The sequence below is a fragment of the Arthrobacter sp. BPSS-3 genome (assembly GCF_044628475.1).
Lineage (GTDB): Bacteria > Actinomycetota > Actinomycetes > Actinomycetales > Micrococcaceae > Arthrobacter.
On sequence record NZ_JBIMMV010000003.1, the window covers coordinates 298,908 to 314,381 of the forward strand.

At 70.4% G+C, this 15,474-nt stretch carries 19 protein-coding genes; 3 read left to right on the plus strand and 16 right to left on the minus strand.

Annotated elements, in window-relative coordinates; genetic code table 11:
* Nucleotide 1: 1 nt before the first annotated feature.
* The 6 genes from ACFVY3_RS07165 to ACFVY3_RS07190 form a co-directional block, all read right to left on the minus strand.
* Nucleotides 2-922: a cation diffusion facilitator family transporter gene (locus ACFVY3_RS07165; protein WP_364137515.1), complete on the minus strand. Its 921-nt coding sequence runs from the start codon at nucleotides 920-922 to the stop codon at nucleotides 2-4.
* Complete coding sequence (locus tag ACFVY3_RS07170; RefSeq protein ID WP_364137513.1) at nucleotides 919-1,245, minus strand: metalloregulator ArsR/SmtB family transcription factor; 327 nt, start codon at nucleotides 1,243-1,245, stop codon at nucleotides 919-921. The genes ACFVY3_RS07165 and ACFVY3_RS07170 overlap by 4 nt, the downstream gene beginning before the upstream one ends.
* A gap of 66 nt (nucleotides 1,246-1,311) precedes the next feature.
* Entirely contained in the window at nucleotides 1,312-1,533 is a 222-nt protein-coding gene (locus ACFVY3_RS07175) for a hypothetical protein (RefSeq protein ID WP_290257971.1), read from the minus strand.
* Nucleotides 1,517-2,500: an amidohydrolase family protein gene (locus tag ACFVY3_RS07180; RefSeq protein WP_400159249.1), complete on the minus strand. Its 984-nt coding sequence runs from the start codon at nucleotides 2,498-2,500 to the stop codon at nucleotides 1,517-1,519. Before ACFVY3_RS07180 ends, ACFVY3_RS07175 begins: the two co-directional genes overlap by 17 nt.
* Complete coding sequence (locus ACFVY3_RS07185) at nucleotides 2,497-3,180, minus strand: alpha/beta family hydrolase (RefSeq protein WP_400159250.1); 684 nt, start codon at nucleotides 3,178-3,180, stop codon at nucleotides 2,497-2,499. Before ACFVY3_RS07185 ends, ACFVY3_RS07180 begins: the two co-directional genes overlap by 4 nt.
* Nucleotides 3,167-3,520, minus strand: a complete 354-nt coding sequence (locus tag ACFVY3_RS07190; protein ID WP_400159251.1) for a hypothetical protein — start codon at nucleotides 3,518-3,520, stop codon at nucleotides 3,167-3,169. Before ACFVY3_RS07190 ends, ACFVY3_RS07185 begins: the two co-directional genes overlap by 14 nt.
* A gap of 128 nt (nucleotides 3,521-3,648) precedes the next feature.
* On the opposite strand from ACFVY3_RS07190, the gene ligD reads away from it, so the two are divergent.
* Complete coding sequence (gene ligD, locus ACFVY3_RS07195; RefSeq protein ID WP_364137505.1) at nucleotides 3,649-4,671, plus strand: non-homologous end-joining DNA ligase; 1,023 nt, start codon at nucleotides 3,649-3,651, stop codon at nucleotides 4,669-4,671.
* On the opposite strand, the gene ACFVY3_RS07200 is transcribed toward ligD, so the two are convergent.
* The 6 genes from ACFVY3_RS07200 to ACFVY3_RS07225 all read right to left on the minus strand — a co-directional run bounded on the left by ACFVY3_RS07200 (nucleotide 4,668) and on the right by ACFVY3_RS07225 (nucleotide 8,903).
* Nucleotides 4,668-5,390, minus strand: a complete 723-nt coding sequence (locus ACFVY3_RS07200; protein ID WP_364137503.1) for a CDP-alcohol phosphatidyltransferase family protein — start codon at nucleotides 5,388-5,390, stop codon at nucleotides 4,668-4,670. The genes ligD and ACFVY3_RS07200 overlap by 4 nt on opposite strands.
* Before the next feature lie 119 nt (nucleotides 5,391-5,509).
* Complete coding sequence (locus ACFVY3_RS07205) at nucleotides 5,510-5,956, minus strand: hypothetical protein (protein WP_290257965.1); 447 nt, start codon at nucleotides 5,954-5,956, stop codon at nucleotides 5,510-5,512.
* Nucleotides 5,953-6,426: a cupredoxin domain-containing protein gene (locus ACFVY3_RS07210; protein WP_400159252.1), complete on the minus strand. Its 474-nt coding sequence runs from the start codon at nucleotides 6,424-6,426 to the stop codon at nucleotides 5,953-5,955. Before ACFVY3_RS07210 ends, ACFVY3_RS07205 begins: the two co-directional genes overlap by 4 nt.
* A gap of 134 nt (nucleotides 6,427-6,560) precedes the next feature.
* Nucleotides 6,561-7,133 (minus strand): GNAT family protein, encoded by a 573-nt coding sequence (locus ACFVY3_RS07215; protein ID WP_364137497.1) that lies wholly within the window; start codon nucleotides 7,131-7,133, stop codon nucleotides 6,561-6,563.
* 30 nt (nucleotides 7,134-7,163) lie between these two features.
* Nucleotides 7,164-8,462, minus strand: a complete 1,299-nt coding sequence (locus ACFVY3_RS07220; protein WP_400159253.1) for a Y-family DNA polymerase — start codon at nucleotides 8,460-8,462, stop codon at nucleotides 7,164-7,166.
* Between the two features lie 9 nt (nucleotides 8,463-8,471).
* On the minus strand, nucleotides 8,472-8,903 hold the full coding sequence (locus ACFVY3_RS07225) for a LexA family protein (protein WP_400159254.1): 432 nt from the start codon (nucleotides 8,901-8,903) through the stop codon (nucleotides 8,472-8,474).
* A 153-nt stretch (nucleotides 8,904-9,056) separates the two neighbouring features.
* Between ACFVY3_RS07225 and ACFVY3_RS07230 the strand changes: the two genes are divergently transcribed.
* Complete coding sequence (locus ACFVY3_RS07230; protein ID WP_400159255.1) at nucleotides 9,057-9,227, plus strand: hypothetical protein; 171 nt, start codon at nucleotides 9,057-9,059, stop codon at nucleotides 9,225-9,227.
* Here the strand turns inward: ACFVY3_RS07230 and ACFVY3_RS07235 are convergent.
* Nucleotides 9,224-9,742 (minus strand): GNAT family N-acetyltransferase, encoded by a 519-nt coding sequence (locus ACFVY3_RS07235; protein WP_400159256.1) that lies wholly within the window; start codon nucleotides 9,740-9,742, stop codon nucleotides 9,224-9,226. The two genes, ACFVY3_RS07230 and ACFVY3_RS07235, sit on opposite strands and share 4 nt — an antisense overlap.
* A gap of 47 nt (nucleotides 9,743-9,789) precedes the next feature.
* Nucleotides 9,790-10,410 (minus strand): L-threonylcarbamoyladenylate synthase, encoded by a 621-nt coding sequence (locus ACFVY3_RS07240; RefSeq protein ID WP_364137490.1) that lies wholly within the window; start codon nucleotides 10,408-10,410, stop codon nucleotides 9,790-9,792.
* A 148-nt stretch (nucleotides 10,411-10,558) separates the two neighbouring features.
* Between ACFVY3_RS07240 and ACFVY3_RS07245 the strand changes: the two genes are divergently transcribed.
* Nucleotides 10,559-10,876, plus strand: a complete 318-nt coding sequence (locus ACFVY3_RS07245) for a DUF6457 domain-containing protein (protein ID WP_290257957.1) — start codon at nucleotides 10,559-10,561, stop codon at nucleotides 10,874-10,876.
* 79 nt (nucleotides 10,877-10,955) lie between these two features.
* Here ACFVY3_RS07245 and ACFVY3_RS07250 read toward each other — a convergent pair whose 3' ends face one another.
* Complete coding sequence (locus ACFVY3_RS07250) at nucleotides 10,956-13,313, minus strand: FdhF/YdeP family oxidoreductase (protein WP_400159257.1); 2,358 nt, start codon at nucleotides 13,311-13,313, stop codon at nucleotides 10,956-10,958.
* Nucleotides 13,314-13,443: 130 nt separating this feature from the next.
* On the minus strand, nucleotides 13,444-15,228 hold the full coding sequence (locus tag ACFVY3_RS07255) for a long-chain-fatty-acid--CoA ligase (RefSeq protein ID WP_400159258.1): 1,785 nt from the start codon (nucleotides 15,226-15,228) through the stop codon (nucleotides 13,444-13,446).
* Nucleotides 15,229-15,474 lie beyond the last annotated feature (246 nt).

A 15,474-nucleotide genomic window follows, 5' to 3' on the forward strand; every position in this document is an offset into this window, starting at 1 on the left:
CCTAGTGGGGCAGGTGCTCCTGGTCCCGGTGGGCCGCCGGTTCGAGCTGGAAGGTGGAGTGCTCCACGGAGATGTCGAAGTGTTCGGCAACGCAGCGCTGCAGGTCGGCCAGGATGGTCGCGGCGTGGCCGTCGGTGAGGCACTCGTCCTCGAGGGTGACGTGCCCGGTAATGACCGGGGTGCCGGACCCCACCAGCGAGGCGTGCAGGTCGTGGACGTCGATCACGTGCGGCAGCGCCAGGATGTGGGTCCGCACCTGGCCCAGGTCGAGGCCCTTAGGGGTGCTCTCGAGCAGGACGTGCACGGTCTCCATCAGCAGTTTGAGGGTCCGCGGGATGATCAGCGCACCGATCAGCAGGGACACCAGCGCGTCGGCCCGGGTCCAGCCGGTCCAGGCGATCACCAGGGCAGCGACGATCACCGCCACGGAGCCCAGAGCGTCATTGAGCACCTCGAGGAACGCGGCGCGCATGTTGAAGTTGTGCTTCCGGCCGGCGGCCAGGACCAGCAGGCCCACGGCGTTGCCGGCCAGGCCGATCACGCCGAACCAGAGCATCAGCGAGGATCCCACCTCGGGGGGCTCGAACAGGCGCCGGATGCCTTCGACGATCACGAACGCGCCCACGATCAGCAGAAGCCCCGCCTGCAGGGCCGCGGCCAGGATCTCGGCGCGCTTGAAACCCCAGGTCCGCTTCATGGTGGCGGGCCTGAGCGCCAGGGACGCCGCGATCAGCGCGATCAGCAGGCCGGCCGCGTCCGTGAACATGTGTCCGGCGTCGGCCAGCAGGGCCAGGCTGCCCGAGAGCACCGTGCCGGTGATCTCCGCAACCATGACCAGGACCGTGATGCCGAAGACCAGCAGCAGCCGGGTGCGGTTGCCGTCGGCGTCGACGGCGTGGGAGTGGTCGTGGTGCCCGCTCACGGCGCGCAGTCCTCGTCCGGGCAGGTGCAGATGGGCTCCACGGTGAGGATGACCTCCAGCAGGTCCCCGAGGGCGTGGGCGAGCTTGGCGTCCGAGAGTTCGTAGCGGACCTTGCGCCCGGCCGGTTCGGCGACGACGAGGCCGCAGTCCCGCAGGCAGGCCAGGTGGTTGGAGAGCATCTGCCGGCTTACGCCGAGGGACTCGGCCAGCTCGCCCGGGAACGCCGGCCCGTCCTTGAGCCTCAGCAGGATCGAGGACCGGGTGGGGTCCGCGAGCGCCTTGCCGAACCGGGCCAGGACGCCCGTGCTGGTCAGTGTCTGCATGCGAAAATACTACAGCGATTTCTGTACTGTCGAAGCGGGTATCTTCGCAGCGGTTGGTGTCGGGGGCTAGCCGGCCTCGGCGCCGTCCCAGGCGACGTGCACCCAGCGCTGTCCCTCGTCGTCCCAGGATTCCGAGTGGCCCAGCAACGCCAGGTCCTGGAAACTGACCTCGATGCCGTCGCGCTGCAGGGTGTCGCGGAGTTCGTTGGTGGCCTCGCGGACGGCGGACGTCACCGCCTCCGGGTTGTCGGACTCGATGGGGCGGGACGCTTCATAGGGTTTCGTCATGGGACCCATCATTCAGGCTCGGCGCGGATAAGGGAACAGCTGAAGGACCAGCGCCGTCCCCGATCAGCCGGGCGCCGTTGTCCCAGCACACGGCTCGCAGCCAGGCGTCGTCGAGCCGCGGTTCCCGGTCCCGCAGCCGTTCCAGCGCCTCCAGCTGGTGGGCGTAGGGATAGGGGATGTTGGGGAAGTCGCTGCCCAGCACCACCCTGTCGCCGAGGTCCGCCAGCCGGGGGAGCAGGTCCGCCGGGAACGGTGTCACGGACTCGAAGAAGTCGGTGAAGGCCATGGTGGTGTCCAGGTGGACGCGGGGGTAGCGGTCCGCCAGGTCCAGGAACTCGGCGTACTCCGGGGCGCCGAGGTGGGCGACGACGGCGGTCAGGTCCGGGTGGCGGCGCAGCACCCCTTCGAGCTTGTCGGGGCCGGTGAATCCGTGCCGGGGGACGGGGCCGGAGCCGACGTGGATGACGACGGGGATGCAGGCGTCGGCCAGGAGTCCCCAGGCCTGGTCCAGGATGGGCTCGCGCAGGTCGAAGCCGCCCACCTGGGCATGGATCTTGAAGACCCTGGCACCGCGGGAGAGGGCCCGCTCCATCTGTCCGACCACGCCCTCCTCCGGGTAGAAGGTTGCGCTGGGGACGCAGTCCGGCTCGGCGGCGGCGAGGTCCAGGGCGAAGTCGGTGAGGTCCGCCGCCATGTCCGGCCGGTGCGCATAGGTCAGGGCGGTGAAACGCCGGACGCCGAGGGCGCGGAGGGTGGCGAGCCGCTGGTCCTGCGCGGTGCGGTAGGTGATCGGCCAGGGCCGGCCGACGAGGGGGCCGGCCTCGTCGAAGTGGGCCCAGACCCGGCGGAGCATCCGTTCCGGGAGGAAATGCGTGTGGATGTCGATCAGGCCGGGCAGGCCGAGCCGCTGCCACCAGGCCGGGACGTCGGCGTCGGTGAGCGCGGCATGACCGTGGCCGCCGCTCACTTCCCGGTTCCTTCCGGGGCATGGGACCGGAGGAAACGGGCCACCGGTTCCGCCAGTCCCGCGCCGATCTGGTCCGCGGGGCGCTTCCTGCCGGCCACGGCGAAGGAGTGGTCCCCGCCCTCGACCCACTGCACCTCGGCGGAGGGCCCGATCCGGGCGGCAACCGTGTCCAACAGGTTCCCGGTGGCGAAGGTGTCCCGGGTGCCCTGCAGGAACAACATGGGCACGCTCACGCCGTAGAGGTGTTCGTCCCGGAGCTTCTCCGGCTTGCCCGGCGGGTGCAGCGGGTAGCCGAGGTAGACAAGGCCGGCCGCCGGCATCCCCTCGGCCACCGCCATGGACGCCATCCGGCCGCCGAAGGACTTCCCGGCCGCCCAGACCGGCTCGCCGGTGGAGCGTTCGCGTGCGGCAGCCATCGCGCCCCGCCACGTTGCGATGGCGACTGGCGGGCGGTCCGGGAACTTCCGCCCGGCCTCCCGGTAGGGGAAGTTGAAGCGCAGGGTGGCGACGCCGTCGTCGTTCAGGGCGGCGGTGAAGCCGGTCATGAAGGGGTGGTCCATCCCGGCGCCGGCCCCGTGCGCCAGCACCAGCGTGGCCACCGGGTGGTCGGGCCGGGCATAAACGGCGGACACCGCGGTGCCGTCCACGTCGATGCTCAGCGCCTCCTCAACCACGGGCACCTGCCGCCCGCGTTCCGGGGACCAGGGCCCTCAGCGCCCAGCCCGCGGCGCACACCAGGGGCACCGCGGCGGCCATCAGGACCACCGGGTTGGGTCGGAATACGCTCCGGCCATCGCGGCCGCCCGCATACACTCCCAGCGGCAGGACAAACCCGCCCCCGCCTCCGCCGGCCCCGCCGGGTTCCTCCCCGGATGCCGGCGCGCTGCCGCCGCCGAACCCGAAGGACACCAGCGCAACGGGCAACACCCGCTCTCCCGCGAGGTCGATCGGCTCGCCGTACGCCCGGGAGACCCCCACCGTCTTGAATGCGTCCGCCAGGGACGCCAATGCCTCAGCCATGGAAGCCACCCTAGCCAGCGGCGGCAGCCGGAGCCAGACGCCGGGCCGCGGCTCCCGTGGCGACCGGACCGGCGGCGACGCGTTCCCGGCGGGTGTCGCCGGGACCGAGCGCGGGGTAGCCTGCCCTCATGGCAAGGGAAGAGACGATGGTGACGGTTCCGGGTCCGCACGGCGAGCGGGAGGTCCGGATTTCCAGCCCGTCCCGGCTGGTCTGGCCCGCCGCAGGGGTGACCAAGCTGGACCTGGCGCGGTTCATGATCGACGTCGGCGAGGCCTTCCTGGCCGCGAACGGGGACCGGCCCATCACCCTGCAGCGTTTCTCCGGCGACGTCGACGGCGAACAGTTCTTCTCCAAGAATCCGCCCAAGGGGGCGCCGGACTTCGTCAGGTCGGTGCCGGTGGTTTATCCCAGCGGACGCTCCCACCCGCAGCTTGTGATCGACGAAGCAGCTGCCGCGGTCTGGGCGGTGCAGATGAACACCGTGGTTTTCCACCCCTGGGCGTCGCGGGCCGGGAACCCGGACAACCCGGATCAGCTCCGCATCGACCTGGACCCGCAGCCGGGAACCTCCTTCAGGGACGCCGTCCCCGCCGCCCGGGAGCTGCGGAAGGTCCTCGCCGACGTCGGCCTGGAGGCCTTCATCAAGACCTCCGGCAACCGCGGGCTGCACGTGTTCGCGCCGATCGAGCCGGACCACGAGTTCCTGGACGTCCGGCATGCCGTGATCGCCGCGGCCCGTGAACTGGAGCGCCGGATGCCCGAGCAGGTAACCACCGCCTGGTGGAAGGAGGAGCGCGGGGAACGGGTCTTCATCGACTTCAACCAGGCCAACCGGGACCGCACTATGGCCGGGGCCTACAGCCCGCGGGCGCTGCCGGGGGCCACGGTGTCCTGCCCGCTGACGTGGGAGGAACTCGACGACGCCGATCCGGCCGCCCTGACCGTGGCGACGGTGCCGGACCGGCTGCGGTCCACCGGTGACCCCTGGGCCGGGATGCACGCCAACCCCGGCTCGATCGAGGGCCTGCTCGGCTGGTGGGAGCGGGACGCCGCGGCCGGCCTCGGCGAGCTGCCGTTCCCGCCGGACTTCCCCAAGATGCCGGGCGAACCGCCGCGCGTACAGCCCAGCCGCGCCAAAGCCAAGGACTAGCCGGCGGCCGCCCGCCGCCGCTCCAGGACCACGACGTCCCGCCCGAAGGACAACACCAGCAGGCCGAGTGCGGCCGCGACCGCAGCGGTCGCCGCGGCCCCCGGGATGCCGGGCACCAGGGCGAACAGCAGGGCCGCCGGCTGCAGCGCACCGATCACCTTCCGGGCGGCCGACGGCGGCAAAGGTGCGCGAAGCGGCGGCCGGACCCGGCCCGCGGCCTGGAACACGTAATAGAGAAGGCCGGATCCGAGCGCCCAGACGCCAAGGCTGCCCGCCACGGCGCAGGCCAGCACCAGCGTCAGTGCCGCGTCGGTGGCGGTATCGAGGCGGGCGCCGTCGGCCGAGGCGGTCCCGGTCCTCCGCGCCACCGGCCCGTCCACGGCGTCCAGGGCGAAGGCCGCCGTCCCGACGGCGAGCAGCGGCAGCCCTGACGGGCCGCCGGTCAGCAGCCCCGACGCGGTGAGCGCGGCGCAGCAGGCCACCAGCACCGCCCGGGCCAGGGTGACCCGGTCCGCGGGGGTACAGGACGGGACGGCCCGGCCCAGCAGGTTTGCGCCGGCTCCGGTCAGCACCGCCGCGCCGGCGCCCACCGCGAGCAGTGCGCCCCCGCCGACGGGAAGCGACGGGCCGGCGACCACGGCGACGGCACCGAGGTACGCCACGGCGGCCACGGAAACGTCGGCCACCGCCGGGTGCGGGGCGGTCCGGAGTTCAGTCATGATGCGGCCATGGTATCGCCGCGGGCCGCTGCGGGGCCGCTGCCGTAATGCCCCGAAATCCCGGCACCGTGGGCTCCCTGAGGTCCCTGCACCCTAAAGTCGCGCTCACCGCGTTGGGCTCAGGCCGCCGTCGTCGTCCGTCCTCGACCGGCCCGGACGAACCCCGCGGCCGCCGCAACCGCGCCCAGGCCTTCCGCGGCGGCGCTGATCGACTTCTCCCAGAACCAGACCGGGTCGTACATCGCGGGGAAGGGACCGAACGCGGGGATATCGACGTAGCGGTAGAGCACCACGGCGGCGAAGGCGCTCAGGGAAACGAGGAACGCGAAGGCAAACGCCGCCCGGGAACCCCGCCAAAGGACGGCGACGGCGGCGAGCGCGGCGGCGGCCGCCTCGACGACAAAGAGCGTGCCCTGTCCGAGTCCCTGCGGCGAGCCGGCCTGGTAGCCGGGCGCCAGGTGAAGATGGACCCCGGCGTCGACGGCCAGGCAGCCGGCCGTCAGCAGCCGCAGGGCAAGGCCCCGGCTCCGGTGGCCGGCAACGCCCCGGTGTGCGGTGGCGCTCATTTGACCACCAGCGTTCCGTGCATGTTGGGGTGGAAGGTGCAGTGATAGGTGTAGGTGCCGGGCGTCCCCGGCGCGGTGAAGGTGGCCGTGCCGCCGCTGCCCTTGACCGTGACGTCGAAGGCGCCGCCCTGATCGGCGGTGACGGTGTGCGCGGCGCTGTCCGTGTTTGTGACCGTGACGGTGCTGCCCGCCGCCACCTCAAGGGTCGGGCCGTAGGCGAAGTTCTTGATGGTTATGGCGGCCCCGGCGGACGGTGACGTCGACGCGCCGGAAGAGGCAGTGGTGGCGGACGCGCCCGTGCTTGTTGAGGCGGCTGTGCTCGTCGAGGTGCCGGCGGTGTCCATCGGCATGGCGGCGCTCGCGGAGGTGCCGGACGGGGGAGCCGTGCCGCCTCCCGAGCCGCAGCCGGCCACACCCAGCACCAGGGCCGCGAGCGCAGCGACGACGCCACATTTTCTTCCGGTGACCATGACCCACCTCCGGCGAATCAGTTGACCTAAGCAACCCGCCTTAATTCTGCTCCGCATCGGTGCGGATGGCGCCGGGCATTTTGGCGGGTATTGCGGTGAGGGGGGCCGGGGCCGCCGCCGAGACGGCCTCGGTCCTAGCGTGACCCCGAGCGGGTGGCCTCCCACTCGCCGCGAAGGATCGAGAAGACTTCCTTGTCGTAGCGGGACCCGTCGAACACCCAGCTGCTGCGGAGCACGCCCTCCGAACGCATGCCGAGCCGCCGGGCGATGGCGACGCTGCGCAGGTTGTCGGTCCGGCACCGCCACTCCACCCGGGAGACGCCGCGTTCCTCGAAGGCCCATTCCATCAGCAGGGCGACCGAGCGGGTGACGAGTCCGCGGCCCACCGCGCCGGGTTCCAGCCAGCAGCCGACCTCGCAGATGCCCCAGCCGGCGTCGAAGGCCACGAACATGACGCCGCCAATGATGCTGTCCCCGTCCCAGAGGCCGTAGATGCGGGCGCCGTCGCGGGCGGTGGCCGTGGCGTAGCGCTGCAGGGTGGCCCGGGCGCCCTCGACGGTGTCGGTGACGAAAGCCGGTCCCACCCAGGGGCGGATGTGGTCCCGGGCCCGGTCCATGTGCTCGGCGAAGGCCGGGGCGTGCCACGGCTCCAGGGGTTTCAGGACGACGCCGTCCCGGACGGCCGTTTCAAACAGTGAAGAAGGCATGCCGGGAGCTTAGCTGATAGGCCGGTGTGGTCATGCGGCCTTGACCAGGGGGAGTTCGTCCCAGTGGGTGGTGTAGCGGGGGGAGAGCATGTCCCGCCTCATGCTCCAGTCCGGTCCGCCCCGTATGCCGCCGAAGCCCAGTCCGATGGAGCCGCGGCCGTAGCGGCGCGTGATGTCCTCCACCAGGCTCCCGATGTGGCGTTCCTCGTGCGGGTTCTCGAACGGGGACAGCGGTGCCTGGTTCCCGGTGGGCCGAAGGTCGGTGACCATGATGCCGGCCTTCGCGTACTTCACGCCGTCCACGATGCGGGGCAACAGCGCATGCGCCGCCCGCGTCAGGATCACCGGATCCGCCGTCGGCATCGGCAGGACCACACTGACCGTGGGGAACGAGACGTCCCGGGCGTTGAAGTGCGAGGTGCCCGCGAAGGCGGTGAGGAGCTTCGCCTGGAGTCCGTGCCGGGCTAGCCGGGCGGAGGCCTGTTGCCCGTAGACGCTCAGGACCTGCCGGAACCCGGCGGCCGAGGTCAGCGGGGTGGAGAACGAACGGGAGAAGATCAGTTGGTCCCGTCCGATGCGTTCCTCTTCCAACGGGATGCATGGGGTGCCCTGCAGTTCCAGGACGGTGCGCATCATGACCACGGAGAACCGGTCGCGGATCATCACCGGGTCCGCGCGGGCCAGGTCCAGAATCGAGTGGATGCCGAGGGCGTTGAGCCGCTTGGTCAGCCGGGTGGCGACGCCCCAGATTTCGATCACCGACAGGCTCCGCATCAGGCGCTCGCGGGCGGCGGCGGGCACGGATTCCCAGTGGCAGATGCCGTCGAAGGCGGGATTGTTCTTGGCCCACTTGTTGGCCAGCTTCGCCAGCGTCTTGGTGGGGGCGATGCCGACGCAGACGGGCACGCCGACGTTGCGTCGCACCGCCGTCTTCATCTGTCCGCCCAGCGCCAGCAGTTCCGCAGGGGTGCCCTTCACCCCCAGGAATGCCTCGTCGATGCTGTACACCTCCAGCCAGGCGGAGAAGCGGCCCAGCAGTTCCATCACCCGGGCGCTGATGTCGCCGTAGAGTTCGTAGTTGCTGGACAGCGCCACCAGTCCCCACTCGCTGGCCCGTGGGGCGAGCTTGAACCACGGCTCGCCGAGGGGAATCCCAAGCCGCTTCGCCTCGGGTGACCGCGTGACGGCACAGCCATCGTTGTTGGACAGCACGACGACGGGACGGCCCTCCAGGGCGGGGTTGAAGGCGCGCTCGGCGGAGGCGTAGAAGCAGTTGACGTCCACATGGGCGATCTGGGGCAGCTGGCGCATCGGGGCGGGCCTGGCCATGACGGCGCCCTAAACCACGTGGAGGCAGCGCGTGGCGACGCCCCAGACCACGAGTTCGGACAGGGACGGAACCCTGATGTCCGGGTAGGCCGGGTTCTCGGCCTGCAGCACCACCCCGTCGCGGGTAATCCGTAGCCGCTTGATGGTCAGCTCGCCGTCCAGGACCGCGACGACGACGGATCCGTCCACGGGGGTCAGCGCCCGGTTGACGATCAGTTCGTCTCCGTCGCTGATCCCGGCGCCCTCCATGGAGTCCCCGGAGACCCGGACCACGTAGGTGCTGGTGATGTCCTTGATCAGGTGTTCGTTCAGGTCGATGCGGCCGTCGAAGTAGTCCTGCGCGGGCGAGGGATAGCCGGCCGCCACCGGGACCGGCGAGATCAGCACGGAGAGGAGGGAAGTGCCCGCGTCTATCACGCGGGGTCCGATAATTGCGCCCACAACACACCTTAGTTCGAATATATGTTCGAATCTAAGTGTAAACCCGGGGGCGGACACTGGACCGGGGGAAACCCTTCGGTAGTAGTATCGGCCTCTGCTCCCGCGGGCCCGGCCGGCCCCGGGCTAGGGAACGGGACAGGAGTTGGGAACGCGGTGGGGAACAGTGCCGGGCCCTCACCGTGGAGCTCGCCCGGCGTCGTTGCGGGTGCCGGCGGAGTGGCGGTGATCCTCGTCGCCGCCCTGGTGCTGTTGCTGGGCCGACGCAGTCCCCTCGGGGCCGACGGACGCGACGGCGACGTCACCGCCGAACAGGCGAAGGGCTAGGCCGTCCCGATCCAGTAGCGGCGCTTGCCGTTCCGGGTGTCCTCGTAGACGCCGCCGTTCTTTTCGATGGTGGCGCGGGAGCCCGCGTTGTCCTCGTCGCAGGTCAGGAGTGCCCGATCGATTCCCAGGCCGCGGGCGATCGGCAGCGCCTCCGCCAGGGCTCCGGCGGCGTGACCGCGGCGCCGCGCCGACGGGCGGACGCTGTAGCCGATGTGCCCCACCTCGTTGAGGAGGAACTCGTTCAGGTGGTGGCGTACCGCGAGTGAACCGACGAATTCATCGCCCTCGACAATCCAGAGATATGTGCAGGGCACGTAGCCGGGTTTCCGGGGCGTCTCCGGTCGTGCGTCCCGGCGCAGAGTGTCAACAAAGTCGGCGAACGCGGCGGATCCCGCCAGGTCCGCGTCGGGCCGATGCTCTATCCCGCCGCCGTCCTGGTGCGCGCCGTCGAACTCGGCAAAGGCCTCCAGCCAGGAGGCGTGATAAGCGGTGTCGGGTGCGGTAAGCCGGGCCATGCCCCGATCCTAGCCGGGCCGGGGTCTAACCCTGTGAACCCGTGCGGCTACTCGAAGCGGGACGGGTCGCCCATGCCGCGGCGGACCACCTCGGCGGCGCCGCCGGAGAAGTCGATCACGGTGGTCGGTTCCGCGCCGCACTCGCCCGAGTCGATGACGGCGTCGACCACGTGGTCCAGCCGCTCCTTGATTTCCCAGCCCTGGGTCAGCGGCTCCTCCTCGTCCGGCAGCAGCAGCGTGCTGGAGAGCAGCGGTTCGCCCAGCTCCGCCAGGATGGCCTGGACCACGGTGTGGTCCGGGATGCGCACCCCCACGGTTTTCTTCTTCGGGTGCAGCAGCCGCTTCGGGACCTCCTTGGTGGCCGGCAGGATGAAGGTGTAGCTGCCGGGGGTCACCGCCTTGATGCTCCGGAAGACGTCGTTGTCGATCTGGACGAATTGACCCAGCTGCGCGAAGTCCTTGCAGACCAGGGTGAAGTGGTGCTTGTCGTTCAGGTGCCGGATGGCCCGGATCCGGTCCAGCGCCTCCCGGTTGCCCAGCTGCGCGCCGAGGGCGTAGCAGGAGTCCGTCGGGTAGGCGATCAGGCCCCCGGACTTGAGCAGCTCCACCACCTGGGTGATGGAACGCGGCTGCGGGTTGTCTGGGTGGACATCGAAGAATCTCGCCATGGCATGAGCTTACGCCCGGCCGCGCGGGGCACATCCATTCCCGCCCGGGGGCTGTGTCGCGTTTCATTTGCGCCCGGATCGGTGCTACCCCTTGAGGGACACCGCGCGACGGACGCACCGATGCAGCACCGACGAAGAGGAGTAGTACATGACTTTGCCCCGGGATGAAGACAGCTCACTGCGGCACTGGAGCGCGCGCCTGATCCAGGCCCTGCAGATCCTCGACCTGGAGGTGGACCACGAGAAGCTCGTGCAGCTCGCCGACGAATCGGTCAAGGCCGTGGGTCCGCACGCCGACGCCGTCAGCGCCTTCATCGTCGGCTTCGCCGCCGGAACGGCGTCCACCCACGGGCGCAAGAGCGTCGACGAGGCCGTCACGGCCGCCGCGGACAAGGTGATCGAGCTGTGCGAGCACGGCGAAGAGGGCGGCCCGGACGAGAAGGGCTGGACCAAACGGGCCCAGTAGCCCGCACAAAACGCACAGGCAACAGCCGGCAGGCCGCATCCCCGAGGGGACGCGGCCTGCCGGCTTTTCCGGAGAGATGCTAGGCGGACACCGTCGCGCCGGGGGCGGCGTGCAGGCGTCCCGGGCCGTCCGGCTGCTGGTCCGCGCTGGCTTCGAGCCGCACGATGACGGCCTTCGAGATGGGCGTGTTGCTGCCCTCCGCGGTGTGGTTCAGCGGCACCAGGACATTGGCCTCCGGGTAGTACGCTGCGGCGCAGCCGCGCGACGTCGGGTACGAGACCACGCGGAACTTGCGCAGCACGCGCTCCTCGCCGTCGTCGTGCACGCCGTGAATGTCCACATAAAGACCGTCCGCGAGCCCCAGCTCGGCGATGTCGTCCGGGTTGACGAACACCACGTGGCGGCCCTTCTTGATGCCGCGGTACCGGTCGTTGTGCCCGTAGATGGTGGTGTTGAACTGGTCGTGGGAGCGCATGGTCTGCAGGATCAGCGTGCCCTCGGGGCGTTCGACGTGTTCGAGGTAGTTCACCGTCAGCACGGCCTTGCCCGTGGGCGTGGCGAAGGTGCGCGAATCGCGGGGACCGTTCTCGAGCATGAAGCCGCCTTCCTGGCGGATCCGCTCGTTGTAGTCCTGGCAGCCGCCCACCACCCGGGAGATGTGGTCGCGGATCAGGTCGTAGTTCTTCTCGAAGCCGTCCCAGTCCGCCGCGATCCTGTCGCCCACCAGGGCCTTGCCCAGGCGGCTGAGGATCGCGGGTTCGGAGAGCAGGTGGTGGGAGACCGGTTCCACGCTGCCCCACGAGGGGTGCACGGCGCAGACGGTGTCCTCCACGGAGACGAACTGCTCGCCGGATTCCTGGATGTCGATCTCGGTCCGGCCCATCGTGGGCAGGATCAGCGCCTCGGCGCCGGTCACCACGTGCGAGCGGTTGAGTTTGGTGGAGACCTGCACGGTCATCTCCGTGCCGGCCATGGCGGCCTCCGCGGCGTTGGTGTCCGAGACGGCGGCGACGAAGTTGCCGCCCATCGCCATGAAGAACTTGATCCCGCCTTCGCGCATCTTGTTGATGGTTTCGACGGCGTCCACGCCGTGTTCGCGCGGCGGCTCGAAGTCGAACTCCTTGCCGAGCGCCTCCATGAAGGACTGCGGCATCTGCTCCCAGATGCCCATGGTCCGGTCACCCTGGACGTTGCTGTGGCCGCGGATCGGGGAGGCGCCGGCCCCGGGTTTGCCCATGTTGCCGCGCAGCAGCAGGAGGTTGATGATCTCCTTGATGGTGGCCACGCCCTTCTTCTGCTGCGTGACGCCCATGGCCCAGGTGATGATGACCTTGTCCGCCTTCAGGTACCGGGCGGCCAGCTCGTCGATCTCCTCGGAACGCAGCCCGGTGGCCTCCAGGACCTCCCGCTCGTCCAGCTGCGCAAGGTGTTCCTTCAGTTCGTCCAGGCCCTCGCAGTGCTCGGCCAGGAACGCGTGGTCCAGGACCGTCCCGGGGTTGCGGGTCTCGGCGTCGAGGACGCGCTTGGAAACGGCCTGCAGCAGGGCCATGTCCCCGCCGATCCGGATGTGCATGAACTGGTCCGCGATGGAGGTCCCGTGGCCGATCACGCCGCGGACCTTCTGCGGGTTCTTGTAGCGGTGCAGCCCGGCCTCGGGGAGCGGGTTCACGGCCACGATCTCACCGCCGTTGTGCTTGCAGTTCTCCAGCTCGGTCAGCATGCGCGGGTGGTTGGTGCCCGGGTTCTGGCCCATGATGATGATCAGGTCCGCGTCGGCGTAGTCGTCGAAGTTCACGGTCGCCTTGCCGATGCCGATGGTCTGGCCCATCGCCCAGCCGGAGGACTCGTGGCACATGTTGGAGCAGTCCGGCAGGTTGTTGGTGCCGTAGCCGCGCACCAGCAGCTGGTAGAGGAAGGCCGCCTCGTTGGAGGTGCGACCGCTGGTGTAGAAGGCCGCCTCGTCCGGGGAACCCAGGCCGTGGAGCTTGTCCGTGACGATCCGGATTGCCTCATCCCAGGAGACGGGGCTGTAGTGGTCTTCGCCGGCGGCCTTGAACACCGGTTCGGTGAGGCGGCCCTGCATGCCGAGCCAGTAGTCGGACCGGTCGCGCAGTTCGCTGACCGAGTGCTCGGACCAGAACGACGACGGAATCACCAGCGGCGTCGCCTCCCAGGTGACGGCCTTGGCGCCGTTCTCGCAGAACTCGAACGCCTTGCGGTGGTGCGGGTCCGGCCAGGCGCAGCTGGGGCAGTCGAAGCCGTCCTTCTGGTTCATCTTGAGGACCGTTTTGCGGGTCCGGTTGGGACCCATCTGCTTGATCGCCGGCTCCATGGAGTGGTAGACGCCGGGAACTCCGGCCGCCCAGTGCTTGGGCCGGTCGCCGACCTCCAGGTCCTTTTCGTTCGGTTCCTGTACCTCAGGTGTCTTGCGAGCCACGACAACTTCCCTTCTGCAGACGCCGCCGTTAGCCCGGCGGCGGGCACAACTCCTCTACGCACCCTACCCGCCTACGTGAGACACGACTCCCAGCCGGACCGGAGCGCCGCGGGGAATCGGCGGGGGCGGCCTATTCGGCCGCGCGTTCGGCGAGCGTTGCCTGGATCTCCCGGCGCAGGACCTTGCCGATCAGCGAGCGCGGGAGCCGCTCCATGACCACCACCTGCCGCGGCACCTTGTACGCGGCCAGGTGTTCCCGCGCGAAGTCCCGCAGGGCTCCGGGGTCCACGGTGCCGCCGGCGTCGGGCACGACGGCGGCCACCACGTCCTCGCCGCCGCCGGGCCGGGGGACGCCCACCACGGAGACCTCCGCGACGCCGGGGAACCTGGCCAGGACGTCCTCGACCTCGGTGGGCGAGACGTTGAAGCCGCCGGTGATGATCAGTTCCTTGATCCGGTCCCTGATGGTCACGAAGTGGTCCTTGTCGACGGAGACGATGTCACCGGTCCGGAACCAGCCGCCCTCCAGCAGGGCCTCCTCGGTGTCCTGCGGGCGGTTCCAGTAGCCGGCGAAGACCTGCGGGCCGCGGATCAGCAGTTCGCCTTGTTCGCCGGGCGCCCGGTTGACGAGGACGTTCCGGGGATCGACCACGCGGATGTCGGTGAGCGGGAAGGGGACCCCCACGGTGCCGGGCTTGCGGCTCGGGCCGAAGGGGTTGCCCACGGAGATCGGCGAGGTCTCGGTCAGGCCGTAGCCTTCGATCAGGTACCCGCCGGTGGCCTTTTCCCAGGTCTCCACCGTGGCCACCGGGAGGTTCATGGCCCCGGAGATGGAGTACCGGATGCCGCGCAGACTCACGCCCCGGCGCTCGGCCTCCGCGGCGAGCCGGTCATAGATCGGCGGGACGGCGGGCAGGAACGTCGCCGGCGAGCGCCGGTGCGCCTTCAGGACCAGGCCGGCGTCGAACTTCGGGAAGAGCACCAGCCGCGCCCCGATGCTCAGCGAAAAGGTCATGCAGAGCGTGAGCCCGTAGGCATGGAACATCGGCAGGACGGCGTAGACGGTTTCCTTGCCGTCCTGGAGGCCGGGTACCCAGGCGCGGCCCTGCGCGGCGTTGGCCTGCAGGTTCGCGTGCGTGAGCATGGCACCCTTCGGTGCGCCGGTGGTGCCGCTGGTGTATTGCAGGACCGCCAGGTCCCCGGGCGCGGGCCGCTGGTGGCGCCGCTTGAGCCGCCCGGCGTCCAGCAGCCGGCGCCATGGCAGCACCTGCCGTTGAACGACGGCGGCCCGGGTTCCGCGCGCGGGCTTCCCGGCGGCCAGGGCGGCGCGTGCCTTCCGTGCGGAGGGCAGTGGAAGCCGCAGCGCCAGCCGTTTGCCCAGCGGCATGGCCGGGATCAGCTCGACCGACACCACGGTGCGCTCGACCGACACCACGGTGCGGACGCCGATGTCAGCCGGCAGCCGCAGCACCCGGTCCACGGCCTTGTCCCAGACGATCGCGACGGTGGCGCCGTGGTCCTCGAACTGATGGCGCAGCTCGCGGTCCGTGTACAGGGGGTTGTGTTCGACGACGACGGCGCCCAGGCGCAGCACCGCGTAGAAAGCAATGACGTGCTGCGGGCAGTTGGGCAGGACCAGGGCCACCCGGTCCCCGGCGGACACCCCCAGCTTCTGCAATCCGGCGGCCACACGGTTGACCTGGGCGCCGAGCTCCCGGTAGCTGGTCCGCGCCCCGAAGAACTCCAGCGCCGTCCGGCTGCCGTAGCGCCGGACGGACTCCTCCATCATGTCCACCAGTGACCCGGCGGGCAGCACCAGGTTGGCCGGAACGCCGTCGCTGTAGTGGGCGGTCCAGGGCCGGTCCGCCCACGGGAGGCCCGGCACCTGTGGTTCCGGAAGAGATTTCTGCTTCATGCCTGGTCCTTGCCGTGGGGAGGGGGTCCGGCCGCTGACGGGTCCGGGGCAGTGGTTTGCGGCGGCTGCGGGACAAGTCGGCCACCCCAAAAAAGCCTACTGCCCGGTATCGGGTCCCGGAGACGGCCGTGCCCGATTTGCGATGCCAGTGGGTGGTCCCGGCGGGCTGTCCGCACGGTGGCGAGGGGCGCCGCGGCGCCGTGACTTTCGGCCCTAGGGAGCGTGGGCGATTGCGCGGAAGGTGGG